The sequence below is a fragment of the Arthrobacter sp. 10L424 genome (assembly GCF_056395325.1).
This window is the reverse complement of sequence record NZ_JBFTJH010000005.1, coordinates 120,531-138,449: the sequence shown is the minus strand read 5'-3', so window position 1 is coordinate 138,449 and position 17,919 is coordinate 120,531. Positions and strand designations below refer to the sequence as shown.

Genomic DNA, 17,919 nt, shown 5'->3' with positions numbered 1-17,919 from the left:
GCAACACAGGGGCGGCCCATGACGGGCCGCCCCTGTGGTGTTACCAACGGGGGACATCGAAGGAGTGCCGGTGGAACGGATCTGGGACTATGTTGTGGTGGGGGCGACCCCGGCCGGCGTGGCACTTGCCACGGGTTTATCTGCACGAAGTGACCTCGCAATCCTGTTGTTGGAGCTGGGGGAATCCGCCACGCTGCCGTCAGCCGCGGTGCGGCCACACGTGCTTGAGTTTGACGAATGGAGGGCCTTAGGCGCCAGCGGGTGGGCACCGGAAGCGGTGCTTCCCCATTTCAAGCGCGTCGAGACCGACGACGACTTCGGGTCGTTGCGCTATCACGGCAGCGAAGGCATGCAGCGGCTCGGACGGAGCCCCGAAGCACGATGGACCGCCCTTGATCAAGGGTTTCGCGTCGCCGCGCTGGAACAGGGCCACCCCTGGGCGCCGGACCACAATGAGCCGGGGGCCCTTGGCGTCTCCCCGCTGGCGTGGTCAGTGGAGGAGGACGGGCCGGCAGGACCGACTGTTTCCATGCTGAGGGCCCTTAACGCCGCGGCCAATGTCGAAGTCAGGCGCATCGACGAGGTTGATCGAGTTCTGTGGCAGGGTGACCGTGCGATCGGACTGCGGATTCGCAGTGATTCGACGTGGCTGGAAATTGACGCTACCGAAATCTTGTTGTGCGCCGGAGGAATCGCTTCCCCGAGCATTCTTCAACGTTCCGGCATTGGCTCCACCGAGCTTCTGCGCTCTGTAGGCATCAAGCCGCTGCTTGACCTGCCCGTAGGACAAGGGCTGCAGGCTCATCCCCAATTACGCATGCTCAATGCCTTTGATACGCCGGTGACGGCCGGCTTCAACGGTGGAATGCTGGCTCGCTGGAACACGGGTCTGGAGGGAACCTCAAGCGGGGACCTCATGGCCTGGACAACGAATGGGTCAAACGCACGAGATGGCGGCCTGGTCGGTGCCCTTGCCCAAGTGTTTTCACGCGGTAGTGTTTTGGTCTCCGGACCCGATCCCGGAGCGGCCCCGCTGGTGGAGGCCCAAGCACTCTCAAATTCGTTGGATGGCTACCGTTTCCGGCTGCTCTACCGGCATCTCTGCGACCTGGCAGCTCGGCCGAGCCTTGCCCGACACCTTCACGCGGCGCATGACATCAACGGGGAGCCGTGGGTCTTGAATCGAAGGGAGACTGAGCTGGAGAACTGGCTCAAATCGGTAGTGGAACCCATGGACGACTATGCCGGAAGTTGTCGTATGGGTCAGCCCGGAGACCCTGCTGCCGTTGTGGATGGCGGGGGAAAGATTTTCGGGGCCCAAGGACTGCGGGTCGCCGATTCTTCAATTTCACCGACTCTGGTGAGGGCCGCCCCATTGCTCACCGATGTTGTGATTGGCAGTCGGATGGCTCAGCTGATCATCGAGGAGCGATCGGCCTTGCAGGGGTAGGCAAAACTCTCAACTAGTGCAATACTGCGATAGTAGGCTTTCGAAGAAGGAGCAGTCTTGAGCATCGAATTCGCACAGTTGGCCACGGCAGTGGAAGTCAACCCTGAGTCGTTCAAATCCTTCGTCGGGAGCTTTCCCACCGGAGTAACAGTGGTCACCTGGAGCGACCCCGAACTTGGGCAGGGGGGCATGACAGTCAATGCCTTTGCCTCGATCTCCATGGATCCGCCGCTGATCATGGTCAGTCTCGCCGATGGTTCCCGCGCCATCGACCCCGTCCTGCGGCGAGGATCCTTCGGGGTCAACATCTTGGCGGGCAGCAGCTCGCGGGCTGCATTGGCCTTCGCCAGGCGGGATACCGCGCTGTGCTCCGAATTCGGCATGAGAACCGGCCTGTTGGGAAACCCGCTGCTGGTGGACGACGCGGTTGCAATGGCTGACTGCGAAGTCGAGCAGGCGATCGTCGCGGGTGATCACACCATCATTATTGGGCACGTGCGCCAGGCTTCACATACGGAGCAAGCCCCTCTGGGTTACTTGCGGCGGACCTTTGCGCCCTGGGTGTAGACCTCGAATCACCAATCGCTACGCCTCCGCTGGTAGCCCTCAGCAACTGATGCTGCCATCGGCGTATGCCGCAGGGAGTCTCAGTGCTGTACAGCGGCGCGATCGGCAGTGGAAGCTCGCATACGGTTCTACGCAAGGCCGGCTATTGGCTTCTGCCTGAAAACTCACAGGCCATCATCGTGACAGTCCTCTTCTCCGGAAGCGTCCTCGTTATTGCGCTGCTGGCATGCCAATTTTCAAATGGCGATTCATTCTTACGCCCAGGATCTTTGTCCATGGCGTCCGCACCATCGCCTCGGGCCATCGTTCGCCTGGGGGAGGGCGTCCGTATTGGTCGTCATTGGCGACCTCCGGCCAATTGACGAATGCGGCTCGGTTCCATCCCTGGCCGCTCTAATGCCTGTACGTTCGCGCGTCAGGCATCCACTCGCCGCTGAGTTCATTTATTTCCCTGTCCATTGATCTGAACAGGGACAACGTTAAGCCCTGCTGTCACGGGCCGTCCAGAACATTGACAAGCTGTGTCCGCTGTCACTAATCTGGCACAAGTGTCGTACGAAATGCGTAATGATCGTACGGTATGCGTACACAACGGAGTGAAGACATCCTCAGGAGGATCCAATGACGGTAGTGGCAAAGAAGCCGCCGGGCAGTGATACTGGCAACCGTGCCCGGCATGCGCCGAGCACCGACCGCCGGCTTGGGGGAAAGAAAGTTCTTGGCGTCCTGGTGAAGGGAGCCGGCCTCCTCGTCTTCACGTGGCTGTTCGTCTGGCCGCTTGCCATGCTGATCTTTGGGGCCTTCAAGTCATCGCCGTTGGCAAAAAACCAGCGATGGACGACTTCAGGTTTTGAGAAGGTCTTCTCCGACCCCGACACCTACGCCGCCCTGGGCGCGACGATGCTTTACTCCATCGCCATCACAGTGCTGTCCATGGCCGTTGCCGTGTTCTTCGCAACGGTGACAACCCGGATGGATGTCGCCTTCCGGCGCTGGATCACCCCGGTCATGGTCATCCTTGTGGCCATGCCGACGGTGCTTTATGCACTCAGTTGGGCAATGCTCGGGGCAGGCGAGTCAGGGCTGATCAACAAATTCCTGGACGCCATCGGATTGGATGCTTTGGCCGCCGTCTTCAATACCCGCAGCTGGTTCGGCCTGATCATCGTGACAGTGTTCAAGGCCGCGGCACTGGCCTATCTTATTATTTTGGGCGCGTTCCGTAACCAGAACGCGGCGTTGGAAGAGGCCGCCCGCATCAGCGGCGCGGGCCGGCTGCGGGCATATTTCGGTATTGAACTTCCCGCGTTGCTTCCGGCTTTGATGGCCGCCAGCCTCTTTGTCTTCGTGAAGGGCCTGGAAGCGTTCGAAACACCGGCTGTGCTCGGCCTGCCGGCCGGCATTACCGTCTACGCCACCCACATCTACGACTACCTGCGGGGCGGATTCGAAGCTGATTACCCGGCCGCCTCCGCATCCTCACTGGTCATCGTCGTCATCCTTGCGGTGCTGGTCCTGATGCAGCTGAAACTCACCGGGGGCGGGAAGACCTACACCTCGGTGGGTGGACGTTCGAAAGACACCGGACTGCGTACTCCGGGGAAGTGGACCGGTCTCGTGATAGCGGCGATGCTGCTCTACTTCTTCATCGCCCTGGTCCTGCCCGTCCTCCAGGTATTCCTCAGCGCTTTCCAGCCCTACCTCGGTTCCCCGGAGCTGTCGACACACAACATCGAGCAACTCCTGAACACTCCAAACGTCATGCAGGCACTGAAGACCACAATCATCGTCTCAGTCCTGGGCGGGCTGCTCACCGTGATACTCGCCTTCGTGGTCAGCTACGCCTTCGTGCGCATGAGGGGAGTACTGGGCCGCTACATCCAGCTCGCCTCTTGGGTCCCGGCCGCCATGCCGGGCCTGGTGCTCGGCCTGGCCTTCCTGTGGTCGGTACTGACCACCCCGGGCGGCCGCAGCCTGTACGGGACAGTATGGGTACTCATTCTCGGTCTGGCCGTAGCCACAGTTCCACTCGCCACCCGAACTATCGAAGGGGCCCTCGCCCAGATCGGAGTGGATATGGAAGAAGCGGCGCGCGTATCCGGGGACACCTTCCTGCGGGCCGTGGGAACAGTTACCGTGCGTCTGATGACGCCGAGCCTGATCGCGGCATGGTTCCTGGTCGCCATCACGATGTCCGGCATCCTCGACGTCCCTGTCCTTCTGGGCAGCACCAAAACCGAAATGATTTCCACCATCAGCTTCGGCTACCACAACAGCGGCGAAACCGTCCTCGCCTCGGCCCTGTACGTCATCTTCACAGCGGCGATGATCGGGCTGGCACTGGCCGGGACCCTCATCATCCTCATCCTCCGTTTTCTGGCCAACAAGGCCCTGCGCAAAAGCCTGGGACGCCAGGACAGCACCTCACCAGCACTTCCCAAAGGAGCCTCCAAATGACCGGAATCAGCATCCAAGGACTGCATAAGTCCTTCGGCGGGCGCACCGTCCTGGACCATGTCAACCTCACGGTGGAAGACGGCGAATTCGTCTGCCTGCTCGGGCCCTCCGGCTGCGGAAAATCCACGCTCCTGCGGTCCGTCGCGGGACTGGAAACCCCCGAGGGCGGTTCCATCAGCTTCGGCATCGACACGGTCTTCGACCGGTCCGCAGGCATCAACCGGACCCCCGAGCAGCGCCAACTCGGCATGGTCTTCCAGAGCTTCGCGCTTTGGCCGCATAAGAGCGTGTTCGACAACGTCGCCTATCCGCTCAAGCGCGCCAAAGTGGGCCGTGCCGAGATCCAGGACAGGGTGCAGGAAGCCCTGATGATGGTGGACCTCTGGGAACACAGGAGTTCCTACCCCGGAACCCTCTCCGGAGGCCAGCAGCAGCGCGTTGCCCTCGCCCGCGCAGTCGTCGCCCGGCCCCGTCTTCTGCTCCTCGATGAACCGCTCTCCAGTCTGGACACCAACCTTCGTGCCCAGATGCGCCGCGAAATCCGCCGCATCCAGCAACACATCGGCGCCACCGCAATTTACGTCACCCACGACAAGGAAGACGCCGGCGGACTCGCCGACCGGGTTCTGGTGCTGCAGGACGGCCGAATCGTTCAGGAGGGCGCTCCCCGGGATGTCTTCGTAGGCCCGAAGACAGCATTCGTTGCCGAATTCGTGGGCTTCGACAACTTCTTCACTGCCACAGTCACCGAGTCGGGCAGCACGCTCGCCACGATCGAAATCGGCCGCGGCAACTACCTCAGCGCAGCGACCACGACACCCGTCACGGCCGGCCAGCAGGTTACCGCAGCCATCCGGTCACGTCTGGTCCGGGTGCACCCGCACAACGGCGGACCGGTCCCCGAAAACACGGTCGCGGGCACCGTCACCTCCAAAGCCCACCTCGGCGACGACGTCGAGGTCGTTATCACCAGCGGGGGAGTGGACCTCGTGGCCCGCGTCCGGCCCGGCTACGCACAGGACATCCACGTCGGGCAACAAGCGCTGGCCCAGCCACCCGTCGGAACCGTCGTCATCGTCGAAGGCACCCGAAAGGGCGGCCAAGGCCAATCGGCATCCGCCGCACAGTCCGCGCCGGCACCCCAACTCACCGCAAACCACTAAGGACACGCACCATGCGATTCAAGAAGACAGCCGCGGCTTTGGCCGTAGGCTCCCTGCTCGCCCTGACAGCCTGCGGCACCGACGCCCCTGAGGCGTCTGGATCGTCCGCGCCCACCACGATGACCGGCCTGTATGAGGCGGCCAAGACCGAAGGCGCACTGCAGATCTACGGCCCCACCGAAGACCTCTACAAGGCCGTCTACGACGATTTCACCAAAACCTACCCGGGCATCAACATCACCACAGCGGACATCTTCGGCCAAGAACTTGATGCCCGCCTCGAGGGCGAGCAGGTGGCAGGCGGCTTCGCCGCGGACCTTGTTCACATCGGCGTCTCCGACATGGGCCGCTATGCGACAAAGGAATACCTCGCCCCCTACAAGCCCGTGGAGGCGGATGCCCTGGACGCAAAATTCCGGGGGACCGACGACCAGTGGTCCGTGGCCTCCCGACACCTGTACGCGACGGCCTACAACACCAAGACCCTCACCGCCGAGCAGGTCCCGACCACATGGGCCGAACTGATTGATCCGAAGTGGAAGGGCGCGCTGGGCGTGGCCAACCCCAAGCAGAGTGGCGTCACCCCACAGGTTTTCTCGGCCGCGCTGGAAGCCGGAGCGATCGATGAAGCCTGGCTCGATACCTTGAAGAAGGATATGGCTCCGGCGGTCTACCCGTCGGTGGCCACCGCGCTGCAGGCCGTCGTTACGGGCGAAAGTAAACTCTCCCTGGTCGCCGGTTACGGCAGCTACATGCGACAGGCCAAGCAGGGCGCCCCGGTCGGATTCGCCACCATGAAGGACGGTGCCTACTACTCCGACGTCGCCTACGGGCTCCTTAGCGGAAGCAAACACCCCAACGCAGCACGGCTTCTGGTGGCCTGGATGTTTAGCGCCGAAGGCCAGGCTTCCATTGCCAAGAACGTCTACGAGTTCGGCACCATGCCGCAGGCGCCCCTTCCGGAAGGTGCCGACAAACTGGGCAAATCCGCAGAGATCGATTACCCGGGCGCGGAAAAGTACCGCGCCACGCTGGACCTGCTGAACGCCAAGTTCTAACAAGCGTCCCGCAGGGCAGTCCCCCCTCTGCCCTGCGGGCATCCCATACTTCCGAAGGAACATAGTGAAAACCCAGGTACTCATCGTCGGGGCAGGCCCCTGCGGCGACACCATCGCCAATCTCCTTGGCGTCTACGGCATCCGCACGCTCATCATTGACCAGGCTCCCGACATCATCGACTACCCCCGAGGCGTCGGAGTGGACGACGAGTCGCTGCGCGTGTTCCAAGCCTGCGGCCTGGGGCAGCAGGTCCATGCCGACATGATTCAGAACCAAGCCCTCATCTGGTTTGACTCCAACGGAACCAAACTCGCCGAAATCGCCCCCTCCGGCCAACCGTACGGCTGGCCCCGCCGCAATTCCTTCCTCCAGCCGCTCCTGGAAAAACGACTCCGCGCCGGGCTGGACCGCTTCGAACACGTTGAGATGCGGATGGGCCAGGAACTGGTCAACCTGACCCAGGACGAGCAGGGCGTCACCGCCACCATCCGCGCGGCTGACGGGACCGAGACCGTCATCGAAGCCGACTACGTCGTGGGCGCAGACGGCGGACGCAGCACCGTCCGCAAGCTCACCGGTGCGGTCCTGGACGGCACCACCCTGCCTGCCCGGTGGCTTGTGGTGGACCTGAAAGACTCTACGTACCACGCCCCGTTCTCCGGAAACTACATCAGCAGCGACCGGCCCTACGTCTCGATCGATCTGCCTTACGGCTACCGGCGCTTCGAATTCCGCCTCGCAGACCAGGAAACGGACGAACAGATGGTCCGTCCGGAAGAAGTGGAGAAGCTCATCCGGACCCACTTCAACTGGACAGGACCCATGCCCGGGGTCGACCGAGCCCGCGTCTACTCCCACCACTCCAGGGTCGCGGACCGCTTCGGCATCGGACGTGCTTTCCTCGCCGGAGACGCCGCCCACCTCCAGCCACCTTGGTTTGGCCAAGGAATGAATTCCGGTATCCGCGACGCAGCCAATATCTCCTGGAAACTCGCCGCGGTCCTTGCACATGGCGCAACACCGGCCGTTCTGGAGAGTTACGGGCAGGAACGCCGTGGCCACGCCAAAGCACTGGTCGAGCTGGCCACCACCCTCGGGAAGGTCTACGGGCCCAAAAACAAGGCCGGCGAGAAGGTCCGCAGCTATGGGTTGCGCGCCATGGGTTACGTTCCGGCAACCCGGGACTATTTGCTCCAAATGAAATTCAAGCCGATGCCCTACTACGCGGAGGGCATCGTCGTGGACGCTTCACCCAAGGCGCCCATCGGTAAAATGTTCATCCAGCCCGATGTCGAGACGTCCGCAGGCGAACGCATCAAACTCGACCAGGCACTCGGCGACTGGTTCGCTGTCATCGGCATTAACACCGATCCGGCCGACCACCTCGACTCCGAATCCCTCGCCTACTGGAAATCGCTGGGCGCAAAGCTCATCCGGGTCAACCGCTCGCGCGCCGGTGGACACCTCAATACCCATAGCGAAGACACGGTGCTGCTCGACGACGTCGCTGGAGGCTTCCGGGACTGGGCCCGCGGGCGCAAAGACCGCGAGATCGTTGTCGTCCGCCCGGACCGGTACCTGGCCGCCGCCTGTGAACGCGGGCACGCCAACACCATGACACGACGCGTCGCAGCAGTCCTGCCCGTCAGAACATCCATCGGCACCGGAAACTAAAAGGAAAGCAGCAATGGCAAACATCGTTGGCTACATCGCCATGTCCCACTCTCCCTTCTGGGATGGAAACTTCGAGGTCGAGGGACCCGGCGCGGCATTCGCTGCCGCCGCCGGCCAGATGAAGGAAAAGGTCGCAGAACTCAAGCCCGACCTGATCGTCATCTTCGGGCCGGACCACTTCCGCAACTTCTTCTTCGACCTGATGCCGGCTTTCTGCATCGGCACCGGTGAAATTGAAAGCTTTGGCGACTACGGCGGATACAAAGGTCCGTTGCCCTTCAAAAACGGGGCCGGCCTGCAAATCATTGAAGCCGTGCGCGAGGCAGGGTTCGACCCGGCGTTCTCACTGCGCATGGGCGTCGATCACGGCATCGTCCAGCCCTACGAAGTGCTCATCCCGGGACTGGATATCCCGGTCGTCCCGGTCATGGTCGACTGCAGCGCCCCGCCCCGGCCCTCGATGCGCCGCTCCTACGACTTCGGATCCGCCGTCGGCGACGCCATCCGTGGCCTGGATAGCGATCTGAATGTCCTCGTCCTCGCTTCCGGTGGGCTGTCCCACTGGGTGCGGCCCATGTCACCGTACGACGAGGCAACGGACGACGATACCCGTGAGTTTCTCATCGACGGCCGGGACCAGGTCATTGAATACAACAAAGCCCGCGAAGAGAACCTCGCGCAGCGCATCGCCAACCACCACGAGGGCAAAATCAACGAGGACTGGGACCGCTGGTTCCTGGACCGCCTGGCCAACGGGCCCCTCGAAGACCTGTTGTCCATCGATGCCGAAAAGATGGAAGAAATCGCCGGCAACGGCGCCCACGAAGTCGCCTCCTGGATCGCCGGACTCGGCGCCTGGCAGGGAGCGGTCGAAACAGTTGCCTATGAGCCGGTTCCACGCTGGGTCACCGGCATGGGCCTGGCCGCAGGATTCGATACCAGCGAATCCAACGGCGCAGCCTCGGCCCGGACGAGCACCGAAGGAAACACCCATGACTGAACTCCACAGAATCCCACCGGCCACTGACGCCTTCTTCGGCCTGGAAGACCGGTGGCTCGACACCGCCCCTGGGGAAATCACCCACTACCACGAGACCGGCACCGGGACGCCGCTGCTCTTCCTGCACGGCTCCGGCACCGGGGTTTCGGCCGCAGCAAACTGGTGGCTGAACCTGGACGATATCGGACAGGACAACCGTGCCATCGCCATCGACCTCATCGGATTCGGCCAAACCCTCGTCCCCGACGGAACGGTCTACGGCATCAAGGCCTGGGTTGAGCACACAGTCCGGGTCCTGGACGCACTCGGGATCGAGAAGACCTGGCTCGTCGGCAACTCACTCGGGGGGTGGGTAGCCTTCCAATTCGCCATCGACCACCCCGAACGCCTCGCAGGCATCATCGCCATGGGAACAGGAGGGGCAAAACGCACCAAGGCCCTCACCAGCCACGCCACGCCCGAGATCACCGTCGAAGGAATCCGCCGCACACTCACCGACTTCGTGGTGGACCACTCCTTAGTGACCGACGAGCTCGTCCAGGCCCGCTACCGGGCGTCTAAAACCGATCAGGCCTCGACCCGCTTCAAAGAAGTCATTATGGCCAGGGACCATGACAGGGAACAGCTGCCACTGGACTTCGACGTCCTGGCCCGCCTGCAGGTTCCAGTGCTGCTGATCCACGGCCGCGAAGACGCCGTGATTCCGGCCAGCCGCAGCCTGGACCTAGCAAACATCATCCCGAACGCCGATCTGCACTTGTTCTCCCAATGCGGGCACTGGAGCCAGGTGGAGCGGGCAGCCGACTTCAACACCGTTGTGCGGGGCTATTTGGCAGCCCACGGAAGAGCGGGCCGGACGCCATGACAGTTCGCGGAGAGCTGCGGCATGCCCAAGCCGGTGACGAGGCCGCACTGGGGGAGAATGCCAGTATGGAAATCAGCACGCCGACGATCCAACGTGACGGCGACTTCGTCCAATCCCTCGAAAAAGGGCTGGCGGTACTGCGGTCTTTCTCAGACGAGCACCAGGAGATGACGCTCTCTGACGTCGCCCGGCAAACAGGGTTGTCAAAGCCCAGCGCACGACGGCTCCTGCTGACCCTGCAAAAACTCGGCTATGTCAGCAGCAAGGCCGGGGCCTTCCGGCTTCGTCCCCGGGTGCTGGACATCGGCTACGCCTACCTTTCCTCCGTCGAGTTGCCTGCCGTGGTGGAGCCATTCCTCAACGAGCTAAACGCCGAACTTCGGGAAGCCTGCTCCGTCGGAGTCTTCGACGAAGACCGGATCTATTACATCGCCCGCGCCTCGACGCAGAAACGCCTGATGACCTTCAACGTCAGGGTGGGCACCCGGATCGACCCGCTGCCCACCGCCTTGGGCCGGGTCATCCTCGCACACCTGCCCGAAGCCGACCTGGACGCCTACCTCACCATGCGCGAGGAAGCCGGAGACCTGGACGGGGCCGGACGCGACCGGGGAACCTTCATGGGAATCCTTTCCGACGTCCGGTCCAAGGGCTGGTGCCTGGTTGATCAGGAAGTCGAGGACGGGGTACGCACCATCGCCGCCCCCATCCACGACGTCAACGGAAAAGTCATCGCCGGGATGAACGTGGCGGTACACACGGCTCGTGTATCCATGGAAACCCTCCGTGAGGATTTCCTTCCCCGCCTGCTCGAAGCCCGGAACAAGATCGACGAAGCCATCGCCTCCTACGGACCAGCAGCGAACTTCTCTTAGACGGCAGTCACGCCGAAAGTCGGCCATGGCAGCCGCGGCCCTAGATGGCCCCGGCGGCTATGACCCAAGGATCGCTCGTCTCCTACAGGCATGCCCTGACCGGCCCGAGTTCCTTTGCTGTCCCAGGAGCGCTTGGCGATAGCGCCTGCACAGAAGACACACAGATGTACGACAACAGACTTCAAGACTGGAGTGCGACGCATGCTTGACCAAAAGACGATTGAGTCAATCGCCGATGAGCTGGTGGAGGCCGCCCGGACCCGGACCCCGCTGCCGCGGCTGACGGCCCAGTACCCGGACATGACGGTGGAGGACTCCTACGCCGTGCAGCGCCTCTGGCGGCGCCGGAACGAGGACGCCGGCCGGACGCTGGTGGGCCGAAAGATTGGCCTCACGTCCAGGGCGATGCAGGCCGCCACGGGTATCACCGAGCCGGATTACGGCGCGATCTTCGATGACATGGTGCTCGAGACCGGCTGCTCCGTGGAGTGGGACCGCTACACCCATCCGCGGGTGGAGGTGGAGCTCGCGTTCGTGTTGAAGAAGGACCTGTCCGGGCCCGGCTGCACCATCTTCGACGTCCTGAACGCCACCGACTACGTGGTGCCGGCCCTGGAGATCCTGGACTCCAGGATCGAGATGGAGGGCCGGACCATCGTGGACACCATCTCGGACAACGCCGCGATGGGCGCCATGGTGGTGGGCGGAAACCCGGTAAAGCCAGACGCCGTGGACCTCCGCTGGGTGTCCGCCATTCTGTACAAGAACCAGACCGTGGAGGAAACCGGCGTGGCCGCAGGGGTCCTGGACCACCCGGCCAACGGCGTGCACTGGCTGGCCAACAAAATCGCCGCCCACGGCGATGCGATGAAGGCCGGCGACATCATCCTGGCCGGTTCCTTCACCCGCCCGATGTGGGTCTTCAAGGGCGACACCGTCCACGCGGACTATGGGCCCCTGGGGAGCGTGACATGCCGTTTCGAGTAGAGCACACCTTCCGGGATGCCCTTGCGGAGGCGGACCGGCCCCTTGCCGGGATGTGGGTCTGCTCCGGCAGCACGCTGATCGCCGAAATCTGCGCCGGCGCCGGCCTGGACTGGCTCCTGATCGACGCCGAGCACAGCCCCAACGGGCTCGAATCCATCCTGGCCCAGCTCCAGGCCACCCACGGCTACCCCGTCCACTCCCTGGTCCGGCCGCCGGTGAACGACACCGTGGTGATCAAGCAGTACCTGGACCTCGGCGTGCAGAACCTGCTGATCCCCATGGTCAACTCCGCGGCAGAAGCCGAAGCCGCAGTGGCCGCCACCCGCTACCCGCCGCAGGGCGTCCGCGGCGTGGGCTCCGCCCTGGCCCGGGCGGCCCGCTGGAACCGGGTCCCCGACTACCTCGCCCGGGCTTCTGAAACCATCTGCGTCACCGTGCAGATCGAATCCGAAGCTGCGGTTGCCGCGGTGGCGGAGATCCTGGCGGTGGACGGCGTGGACGCGATCTTCCTGGGCCCCTCCGACCTCGCCGCCTCCATGGGGCTGCTGGGACAGCAGGAGCATCCGGCGGTGTGCGCCGCCGTCGAACACTGCCTTGCCGCTGCCGCAGCGGCCGGCAAACCGGCCGGGGTGAACGCCTTCAACCCGGAAACGGCCCGCGCCTACCTGGCTGCCGGTGCGGCGTTTGTCCTGGTGGGCGCCGACGTCGCCCTCCTGGCGCGCGGCTCCGAGGCCCTGGCCACGCAATTTGTCCAATCCGCCGACGGCGACGCCCCGGCCAGCTACTAGACCACTTCCTAAGGATCACTGATGACAGTTACACCTGCTGCGCCCGCCTTTGCGATTTCGCCGGAGCGCGAAGCCGCCCTCCTCGCGTCCGTGCCGACCGGACTGTTGATCGGGGGTGAGTGGGTGGACGCGTCCAACGGCGGCACGTTCGATGTGCACGACCCTGCTACCGGGGAGGTGCTCGCCACCCTCGCCTCAGCCACGAGTGATGACGCGGTCGCCGCGCTGGACGCGGCGGATATGGCTCAGGAGTCCTGGGTGCGGACCGCGCCGCGGGTGCGGGCCGAGATCCTGCGCCGGGCCTTTGACCTGGTCACTGAACGGGCCGAGGACTTCGCCCTGTTGATGACGCTGGAGATGGGCAAGCCGCTGACGGAGGCCCGTGGCGAGGTGGCCTATGGGGCGGAGTTCCTGCGCTGGTTCGCCGAGGAATCGGTCCGTGACTACGGCCGCTATCTCACCACCCCGGAGGGTAAGAACAAGATCCTGGTCCAGCACAAGCCAGTTGGCCCGTGCCTGCTGATCACGCCCTGGAACTTCCCCCTCGCCATGGCCACCCGCAAGGTCGCCCCCGCCGTCGCCGCGGGCTGCACCATGGTCCTCAAACCAGCCAAACTCACCCCGCTCACCGCCCAGTACTTCGCACAGACCATGCTCGACGCCGGTCTGCCAGGCGGCGTGCTGAACGTCGTCGCCTCCTCCAGCGCCTCTGGGATCTCCGGGCCCCTGCTGGCCGACCCGCGGCTGCGGAAAATCTCCTTCACCGGGTCCACCCAGGTGGGCAAACGCCTCATAGCCGACTCCGCACAGAACGTGCTGAGGACCTCCATGGAACTCGGCGGGAACGCCCCGTTTATTGTGTTCGAGGACGCCGACCTGGACAAGGCCGTCGACGGGGCGATGGCCGCCAAGATGCGCAACATGGGCGAGGCATGCACCGCCGCGAACCGCTTCCTCGTCCAGGAATCCGTCGCGCAGGAGTTCACCGCCAAGTTCGCCGCCGCGATGGCCGCCCTGACCACCGGCCGCGGCACCGAACCCGGCACCCAGGTGGGCCCGCTCATCGACGCCGCTGCCCGCGACGACGTGCACGCCCTGGTGGAAGCCGCCGTCGACGCCGGAGCCACCGCCGTCACGGGCGGCGCACCCGTGGACGGCCCCGGCTACTTCTACCCGCCCACCGTGCTCGGCGGCGTGCCGAACGACGCCGCCATCCTCGGCCAGGAAATCTTCGGACCCGTCGCGCCGGTGACCACGTTCAGCACGGAAGACGACGCCATCCGCCTCGCCAACAGCACCGAGTATGGCCTCGCGTCCTACCTCTATAGCCGCGACTTCAACAAGCTGCTGCGCGTTGCCGAACAGATCGAGTTCGGCATGGTGGGCTTCAACGCCGGCGTCATCTCCAACGCCGCCGCACCCTTCGGCGGCGTCAAACAATCCGGCCTCGGCCGTGAAGGCGGCTCCGAAGGCATCGCCGAATACACCACCACCCAATACATCGGCATCGCCGATCCCTACGCCAACTAAGCCAACAGCCGGCCCGGCCGGGCACTGTGGCGGTACTCCGAGAGGAAATAAGAAAAATGACGCAGATCATTGCTGACTTAAAAGTCGAACGAAAAGCAGAGTTGTACGACAGGCTGGATGACGCAGTCGCAGCCGCACATACCGTTGCACGGGCTGACGGGACGCACGGCATCCTCGTGACGCGTCACGATTTCGGTCATTTCTCCGTCACCCTCACACCTGATGTTCCGTTCGGACTCGTTCAGGAGGACGACCAGGCCCGCCGAAACTGACCCGCTAAGAATCACGTCCGAAGTGCTCTTGCTCCCTGTCGGAGAGCCAGGAAAGTGCGGCAACGACGTGGGCCTGGACGCCTATGGACAGGGTCGGGTCGATCACGGGGGCGAAGAACGGGGAGTGGTTCGCCGGGATATCCCGGGCCACGGTTCCCTTCGCGGCCGCGGCCCGGTACGTATTTGGGTCCGCACCGCCGAGGAGCCAGAACGTGTAGGGAACACCGAAGGCGTCCAGCAGCGACCGGCACGACAACGCGAGCATTAGCGGTACTCGAGTCAGCGAACTCCGCAGGGTTGGCAAAAGTTCCACCATCGGCGTCGAGAGGCTGGAATTCGTGTTCGCCTTCTCACACGAGCGGCCACGGGTAGCGCATGCCGGTGCGGTCAACCGGCAGGACCCCCGCGTGCAGCAGGCGTTGGACACGGTGCTGCAGGGCGGTTACCTCGTCGTCGTCAAGCAGATCGGCCACCTCGGGAGGTACGGCCTCGGCGAGCGGCTCGATGTCTTCGAGCAGGGCATCGGGGATGGGTTCGCCGGCGAAGTCCCAGATAACGGTGCGCAGTTTGAAGACCGCGGAGAAGCACAGCCCGTGGTCGATGCCCCAGATCCGCCCGTCGTCGCCGCGGAGCACGTGGCCGCTCTTGCGGTCGGTGTTGTTGGCGACGTAATCGAACAGGGCGATCCGCGCCAGCTCGCGGTGGGTTTCGGGGGCGTCCTCGTACAGGGTGAAATAGTGCTCCTGGAAGTCGCATTCGATGAACCACTGCAGCGACCCGACTCCCAGGGGCACTTCCTCGCGGATCGCGGTCGGCGGCACGAAGCCCCAGCCCAGGGATTCGCTGAGCAGGTAGGCGGCGCGTTCGCGCTTGTACAGCCCCGGCTCGAAATCGGACAGCGGCTGTTCCCCGGCCTCCGGCTTGTAGACCGCACACGCTTCGTCCTCCCGGCAGGAGACCTGGACGAGGAACGTCTGGTTGCTGCTGCGCGGGATGCGGCCGAGCAGCTCGATACTGCCCTCGCTGAGCAACGTCAGTTCCCGGCCGAACACCGGCTGCCCCATGTCACGGCGCCCTCAACCCGCTGAGCGGTTCGGACGTCGAGTTCACCATCAGCACGGCGGGATCCTGGCCCTCCACAAAGGAGATAGCCGAAACCGAGCCCGGGCTTATGACGATGCGCTGGAAGAGGTCCAGATGGGTGCCCAGAGCGTGGGCCACAGCGGCCTTGATGGGATCGGCGTGGGAGAAGCACACCACCACCCCGCCGGCGTGGGCAGCACACAGGGCCTCCAGCGCTGCGACGATCCGCGCCTGCATTTCCGGAAAGCTCTCGCCGTCCGGGAATCGGAACGCGGACGGATTATGCTGGACGGTCTGCCACTCGGGGAGGGCCGCCAGGTCGGCGATCGCGGCGCCGGTCCACTCGCCGAAATCACACTCCAGCAGCCCGTCGTCGTGCTTCACCGCCAAACCGGTGCGCGCCGCCGTCGGCTCCGCCGTCTCGCGGGCGCGCTCGAGCGGGGAGGAGTAGAGAGCGTTCACCGGTAAACCGGAGAGCCGTTCAGACACCCGTTCCGCCTGGGCCCGGCCGCGCTCGGACAGGTGCAGTCCCGGAGCCCGTCCCGGCAGCACCGTGCCCGTCGTCGGCGTCTCCCCGTGGCGCACCAGAAGCAGGAGCGTGCCCTGCTGTGGGGGCTCCGCCGAACGCCCAGGCGTTGCTGCAGTCATCAGGATCCAGCGTAGGCCGCACCCCGCCCCAAAGAGCAGGATTCTCAAGAAATCCCTCGATTCCCCGCCCAGCACAGGTCTACGGTGGAGGAGTGAGTGATCGCCCCGATATCTTCACTGTTGGTGAACTGCGTGCCTCCGGCCACGTGCACAAGGACCTGCGCCGCGAAATCCGCGACAACCTGCTCGCCGCGCTCGCCGCCGGCCGCGATCCCTGGCCCGGGATGTTCGGCTTCAGCCGGACTGTCCTGCCCCAGCTCGAGCGCGCCCTGCTCGCCGGGCACGACGTCGTCCTGCTCGGCGAACGCGGGCAGGGCAAGACCCGGCTCCTCCGCACCCTGGCCGGGCTGCTGGACGAGTGGTCGCCGGTGATCGAGGACTCGGAACTGAACGAACACCCCTACGAACCCATCACCGAGCATTCCCGCGCCCGTGCCCTCACCGAGGGGGATCGGCTGCGGGTGGCGTGGCGGCACCGCTCGGAACGGTACGTCGAAAAGCTCGCGACGCCGGACACGTCCGTCGCGGACCTGATCGGCGACGTCGACCCGATGCGGGTGGCCGAGGGCCGCCGCCTCGGCGACCCGGAAACCATCCACTACGGACTGGTCCCGCGCTCCAACCGCGGCATCATCGCCATCAACGAGCTGCCCGACCTCGCCGAGCGCATCCAGGTCTCCATGCTCAACGTGATGGAGGAACGCGACATCCAGATCCGCGGCTACGTGCTGCGGCTGCCGCTGGACGTCCTGGTGGTCGCGTCCGCCAACCCGGAGGACTACACGAACCGCGGCCGGATCATCACGCCGTTGCGGGACCGCTTCGGCGCCGAGATCCGCACCCATTACCCGATCGAGCTCGACGACGAGGTGGCCGTCATCCGGCAGGAAGGGCACCTGGTGGCCGGCGTCCCGCCCGTCATCCTCGAGATCCTGGCCCGCTACACCCGGGCGCTGCGGCAGTCCCCGGCGGTCAACCAGACCTCCGGGGTGTCCGCGCGGTTCGCCATCGCCGGTGCCGAGACCGTCGCCGCGGCGGCCCTGCGCCGGGCCAGCGTGCGCGGCGAGGACGAGGCCGTCGCCCGAATCATCGACTTGGACGCCGCAGTGGAAGTGCTCGCCGGGAAAATCGAGTTCGAATCCGGCGAGGAAGGCCGGGAACAGGACATCCTGGACCACCTCCTGCGCGTGGCCACCGCGGAAGCCGTGCGCGCGCACTTCCACGGCATCGACATGGGCGAACTCGTGGCCGCGCTGGACGGCCACACCACCGTGACCACCGGGGAGCTGGTCACCGCGCGGGAATTCCTCGAAAACCTCCCGTCGCTCAACGGATCAAGCCTCTACGGCGACATCGGTGCGCGCCTGGGCGCGACGAACGACGGGCAGCGCGCCGCCGCCGTCGAACTCGCACTGGAAGGCCTCTACCTTGCCCGGCGGATCGCCAAAGAGTCCGACGACGAGGCCACGGTCTACGGTTAGGCGCCGTTACGGCCAAGGAG

At 64.7% G+C, this 17,919-nt stretch carries 17 protein-coding genes; 14 read left to right on the top strand and 3 right to left on the bottom strand.

The features are described 5' to 3' along the window. Positions 1–70 precede the first annotated feature (70 nt). The 13 genes from AC1DC5_RS11570 (at position 71) to AC1DC5_RS11510 (ending at position 14,687) form a co-directional block, all read left to right on the top strand. Complete coding sequence (locus tag AC1DC5_RS11570) at positions 71–1,450, top strand: GMC family oxidoreductase (protein WP_476865208.1); 1,380 nt, start codon at positions 71–73, stop codon at positions 1,448–1,450. Positions 1,451–1,507: 57 nt separating this feature from the next. Beyond that, positions 1,508–2,017, top strand: a complete 510-nt coding sequence (locus AC1DC5_RS11565) for a flavin reductase family protein (protein ID WP_476865207.1) — start codon at positions 1,508–1,510, stop codon at positions 2,015–2,017. A 621-nt stretch (positions 2,018–2,638) separates the two neighbouring features. Further along, complete coding sequence (locus tag AC1DC5_RS11560; protein WP_476865206.1) at positions 2,639–4,474, top strand: ABC transporter permease; 1,836 nt, start codon at positions 2,639–2,641, stop codon at positions 4,472–4,474. Further along, the gene (locus AC1DC5_RS11555) at positions 4,471–5,637 is read left to right on the top strand and encodes an ABC transporter ATP-binding protein (protein WP_476865205.1); all 1,167 of its coding nucleotides are present in this window, start codon (positions 4,471–4,473) and stop codon (positions 5,635–5,637) included. Before AC1DC5_RS11560 ends, AC1DC5_RS11555 begins: the two co-directional genes overlap by 4 nt. 11 nt (positions 5,638–5,648) lie before the next feature. Further along, complete coding sequence (locus AC1DC5_RS11550; RefSeq protein ID WP_476865204.1) at positions 5,649–6,695, top strand: ABC transporter substrate-binding protein; 1,047 nt, start codon at positions 5,649–5,651, stop codon at positions 6,693–6,695. A gap of 64 nt (positions 6,696–6,759) precedes the next feature. Continuing rightward, the gene (locus AC1DC5_RS11545) at positions 6,760–8,370 is read left to right on the top strand and encodes a bifunctional 3-(3-hydroxy-phenyl)propionate/3-hydroxycinnamic acid hydroxylase (protein WP_476865203.1); all 1,611 of its coding nucleotides are present in this window, start codon (positions 6,760–6,762) and stop codon (positions 8,368–8,370) included. 13 nt (positions 8,371–8,383) lie between these two features. Further along, entirely contained in the window at positions 8,384–9,370 is a 987-nt protein-coding gene (locus tag AC1DC5_RS11540) for a DODA-type extradiol aromatic ring-opening family dioxygenase (RefSeq protein ID WP_476865202.1), read from the top strand. Beyond that, a complete protein-coding gene (locus tag AC1DC5_RS11535; RefSeq protein ID WP_476865201.1) occupies positions 9,363–10,235 on the top strand; it encodes an alpha/beta fold hydrolase in 873 nt (290 codons plus the stop codon). The genes AC1DC5_RS11540 and AC1DC5_RS11535 overlap by 8 nt, the downstream gene beginning before the upstream one ends. Before the next feature lie 65 nt (positions 10,236–10,300). Next, a complete protein-coding gene (locus tag AC1DC5_RS11530) occupies positions 10,301–11,110 on the top strand; it encodes an IclR family transcriptional regulator domain-containing protein (protein ID WP_476865200.1) in 810 nt (269 codons plus the stop codon). A gap of 201 nt (positions 11,111–11,311) precedes the next feature. After that, complete coding sequence (gene hpaH / locus AC1DC5_RS11525) at positions 11,312–12,097, top strand: 2-oxo-hept-4-ene-1,7-dioate hydratase (RefSeq protein ID WP_476865199.1); 786 nt, start codon at positions 11,312–11,314, stop codon at positions 12,095–12,097. Continuing rightward, on the top strand, positions 12,082–12,885 hold the full coding sequence (locus tag AC1DC5_RS11520) for an aldolase/citrate lyase family protein (protein ID WP_476865198.1): 804 nt from the start codon (positions 12,082–12,084) through the stop codon (positions 12,883–12,885). Before hpaH ends, AC1DC5_RS11520 begins: the two co-directional genes overlap by 16 nt. Before the next feature lie 21 nt (positions 12,886–12,906). Continuing rightward, on the top strand, positions 12,907–14,415 hold the full coding sequence (locus AC1DC5_RS11515; RefSeq protein ID WP_476865197.1) for an NAD-dependent succinate-semialdehyde dehydrogenase: 1,509 nt from the start codon (positions 12,907–12,909) through the stop codon (positions 14,413–14,415). A 56-nt stretch (positions 14,416–14,471) separates the two neighbouring features. Next, on the top strand, positions 14,472–14,687 hold the full coding sequence (locus AC1DC5_RS11510; protein WP_476865196.1) for a hypothetical protein: 216 nt from the start codon (positions 14,472–14,474) through the stop codon (positions 14,685–14,687). Positions 14,688–14,691: 4 nt separating this feature from the next. On the opposite strand, the gene AC1DC5_RS11505 is transcribed toward AC1DC5_RS11510, so the two are convergent. The 3 genes from AC1DC5_RS11505 to AC1DC5_RS11495 form a co-directional block, all read right to left on the bottom strand. Beyond that, a complete protein-coding gene (locus tag AC1DC5_RS11505; protein ID WP_476865195.1) occupies positions 14,692–14,952 on the bottom strand; it encodes a hypothetical protein in 261 nt (86 codons plus the stop codon). Between the two features lie 85 nt (positions 14,953–15,037). After that, the gene (locus AC1DC5_RS11500; protein ID WP_476865194.1) at positions 15,038–15,751 is read right to left on the bottom strand and encodes an SCO1664 family protein; all 714 of its coding nucleotides are present in this window, start codon (positions 15,749–15,751) and stop codon (positions 15,038–15,040) included. A gap of 1 nt (position 15,752) precedes the next feature. Further along, the gene (locus AC1DC5_RS11495) at positions 15,753–16,418 is read right to left on the bottom strand and encodes an MSMEG_4193 family putative phosphomutase (protein WP_476865193.1); all 666 of its coding nucleotides are present in this window, start codon (positions 16,416–16,418) and stop codon (positions 15,753–15,755) included. Positions 16,419–16,510: 92 nt separating this feature from the next. Here AC1DC5_RS11495 and AC1DC5_RS11490 point away from each other — a divergent pair, with 92 nt between their 5' ends. Continuing rightward, entirely contained in the window at positions 16,511–17,899 is a 1,389-nt protein-coding gene (locus AC1DC5_RS11490) for a sigma 54-interacting transcriptional regulator (RefSeq protein WP_476865192.1), read from the top strand. Positions 17,900–17,919: the final 20 nt, after the last annotated feature.

Excerpts from the sequence above, each read along its gene's own strand:
- AC1DC5_RS11510 (WP_476865196.1), top strand. The coding sequence starts at position 14,472 with ATGACGCAGATCATTGCTGACTTAAAAGTCGAACGAAAAGCAGAGTTG.
- AC1DC5_RS11555 (WP_476865205.1), top strand. The coding sequence starts at position 4,471 with ATGACCGGAATCAGCATCCAAGGACTGCATAAGTCCTTCGGCGGGCGC.
- AC1DC5_RS11515 (WP_476865197.1), top strand. The coding sequence starts at position 12,907 with ATGACAGTTACACCTGCTGCGCCCGCCTTTGCGATTTCGCCGGAGCGC.
- AC1DC5_RS11495 (WP_476865193.1), bottom strand. The coding sequence starts at position 16,418 with ATGACTGCAGCAACGCCTGGGCGTTCGGCGGAGCCCCCACAGCAGGGC.
- AC1DC5_RS11535 (WP_476865201.1), top strand. The coding sequence starts at position 9,363 with ATGACTGAACTCCACAGAATCCCACCGGCCACTGACGCCTTCTTCGGC.
- AC1DC5_RS11520 (WP_476865198.1), top strand. The coding sequence starts at position 12,082 with ATGCCGTTTCGAGTAGAGCACACCTTCCGGGATGCCCTTGCGGAGGCG.
- AC1DC5_RS11505 (WP_476865195.1), bottom strand. The coding sequence starts at position 14,952 with ATGCTCGCGTTGTCGTGCCGGTCGCTGCTGGACGCCTTCGGTGTTCCC.
- AC1DC5_RS11540 (WP_476865202.1), top strand. The coding sequence starts at position 8,384 with ATGGCAAACATCGTTGGCTACATCGCCATGTCCCACTCTCCCTTCTGG.
- AC1DC5_RS11530 (WP_476865200.1), top strand. The coding sequence starts at position 10,301 with ATGGAAATCAGCACGCCGACGATCCAACGTGACGGCGACTTCGTCCAA.
- AC1DC5_RS11560 (WP_476865206.1), top strand. The coding sequence starts at position 2,639 with ATGACGGTAGTGGCAAAGAAGCCGCCGGGCAGTGATACTGGCAACCGT.
- hpaH (WP_476865199.1), top strand. The coding sequence starts at position 11,312 with ATGCTTGACCAAAAGACGATTGAGTCAATCGCCGATGAGCTGGTGGAG.
- AC1DC5_RS11550 (WP_476865204.1), top strand. The coding sequence starts at position 5,649 with ATGCGATTCAAGAAGACAGCCGCGGCTTTGGCCGTAGGCTCCCTGCTC.
- AC1DC5_RS11500 (WP_476865194.1), bottom strand. The coding sequence starts at position 15,751 with ATGGGGCAGCCGGTGTTCGGCCGGGAACTGACGTTGCTCAGCGAGGGC.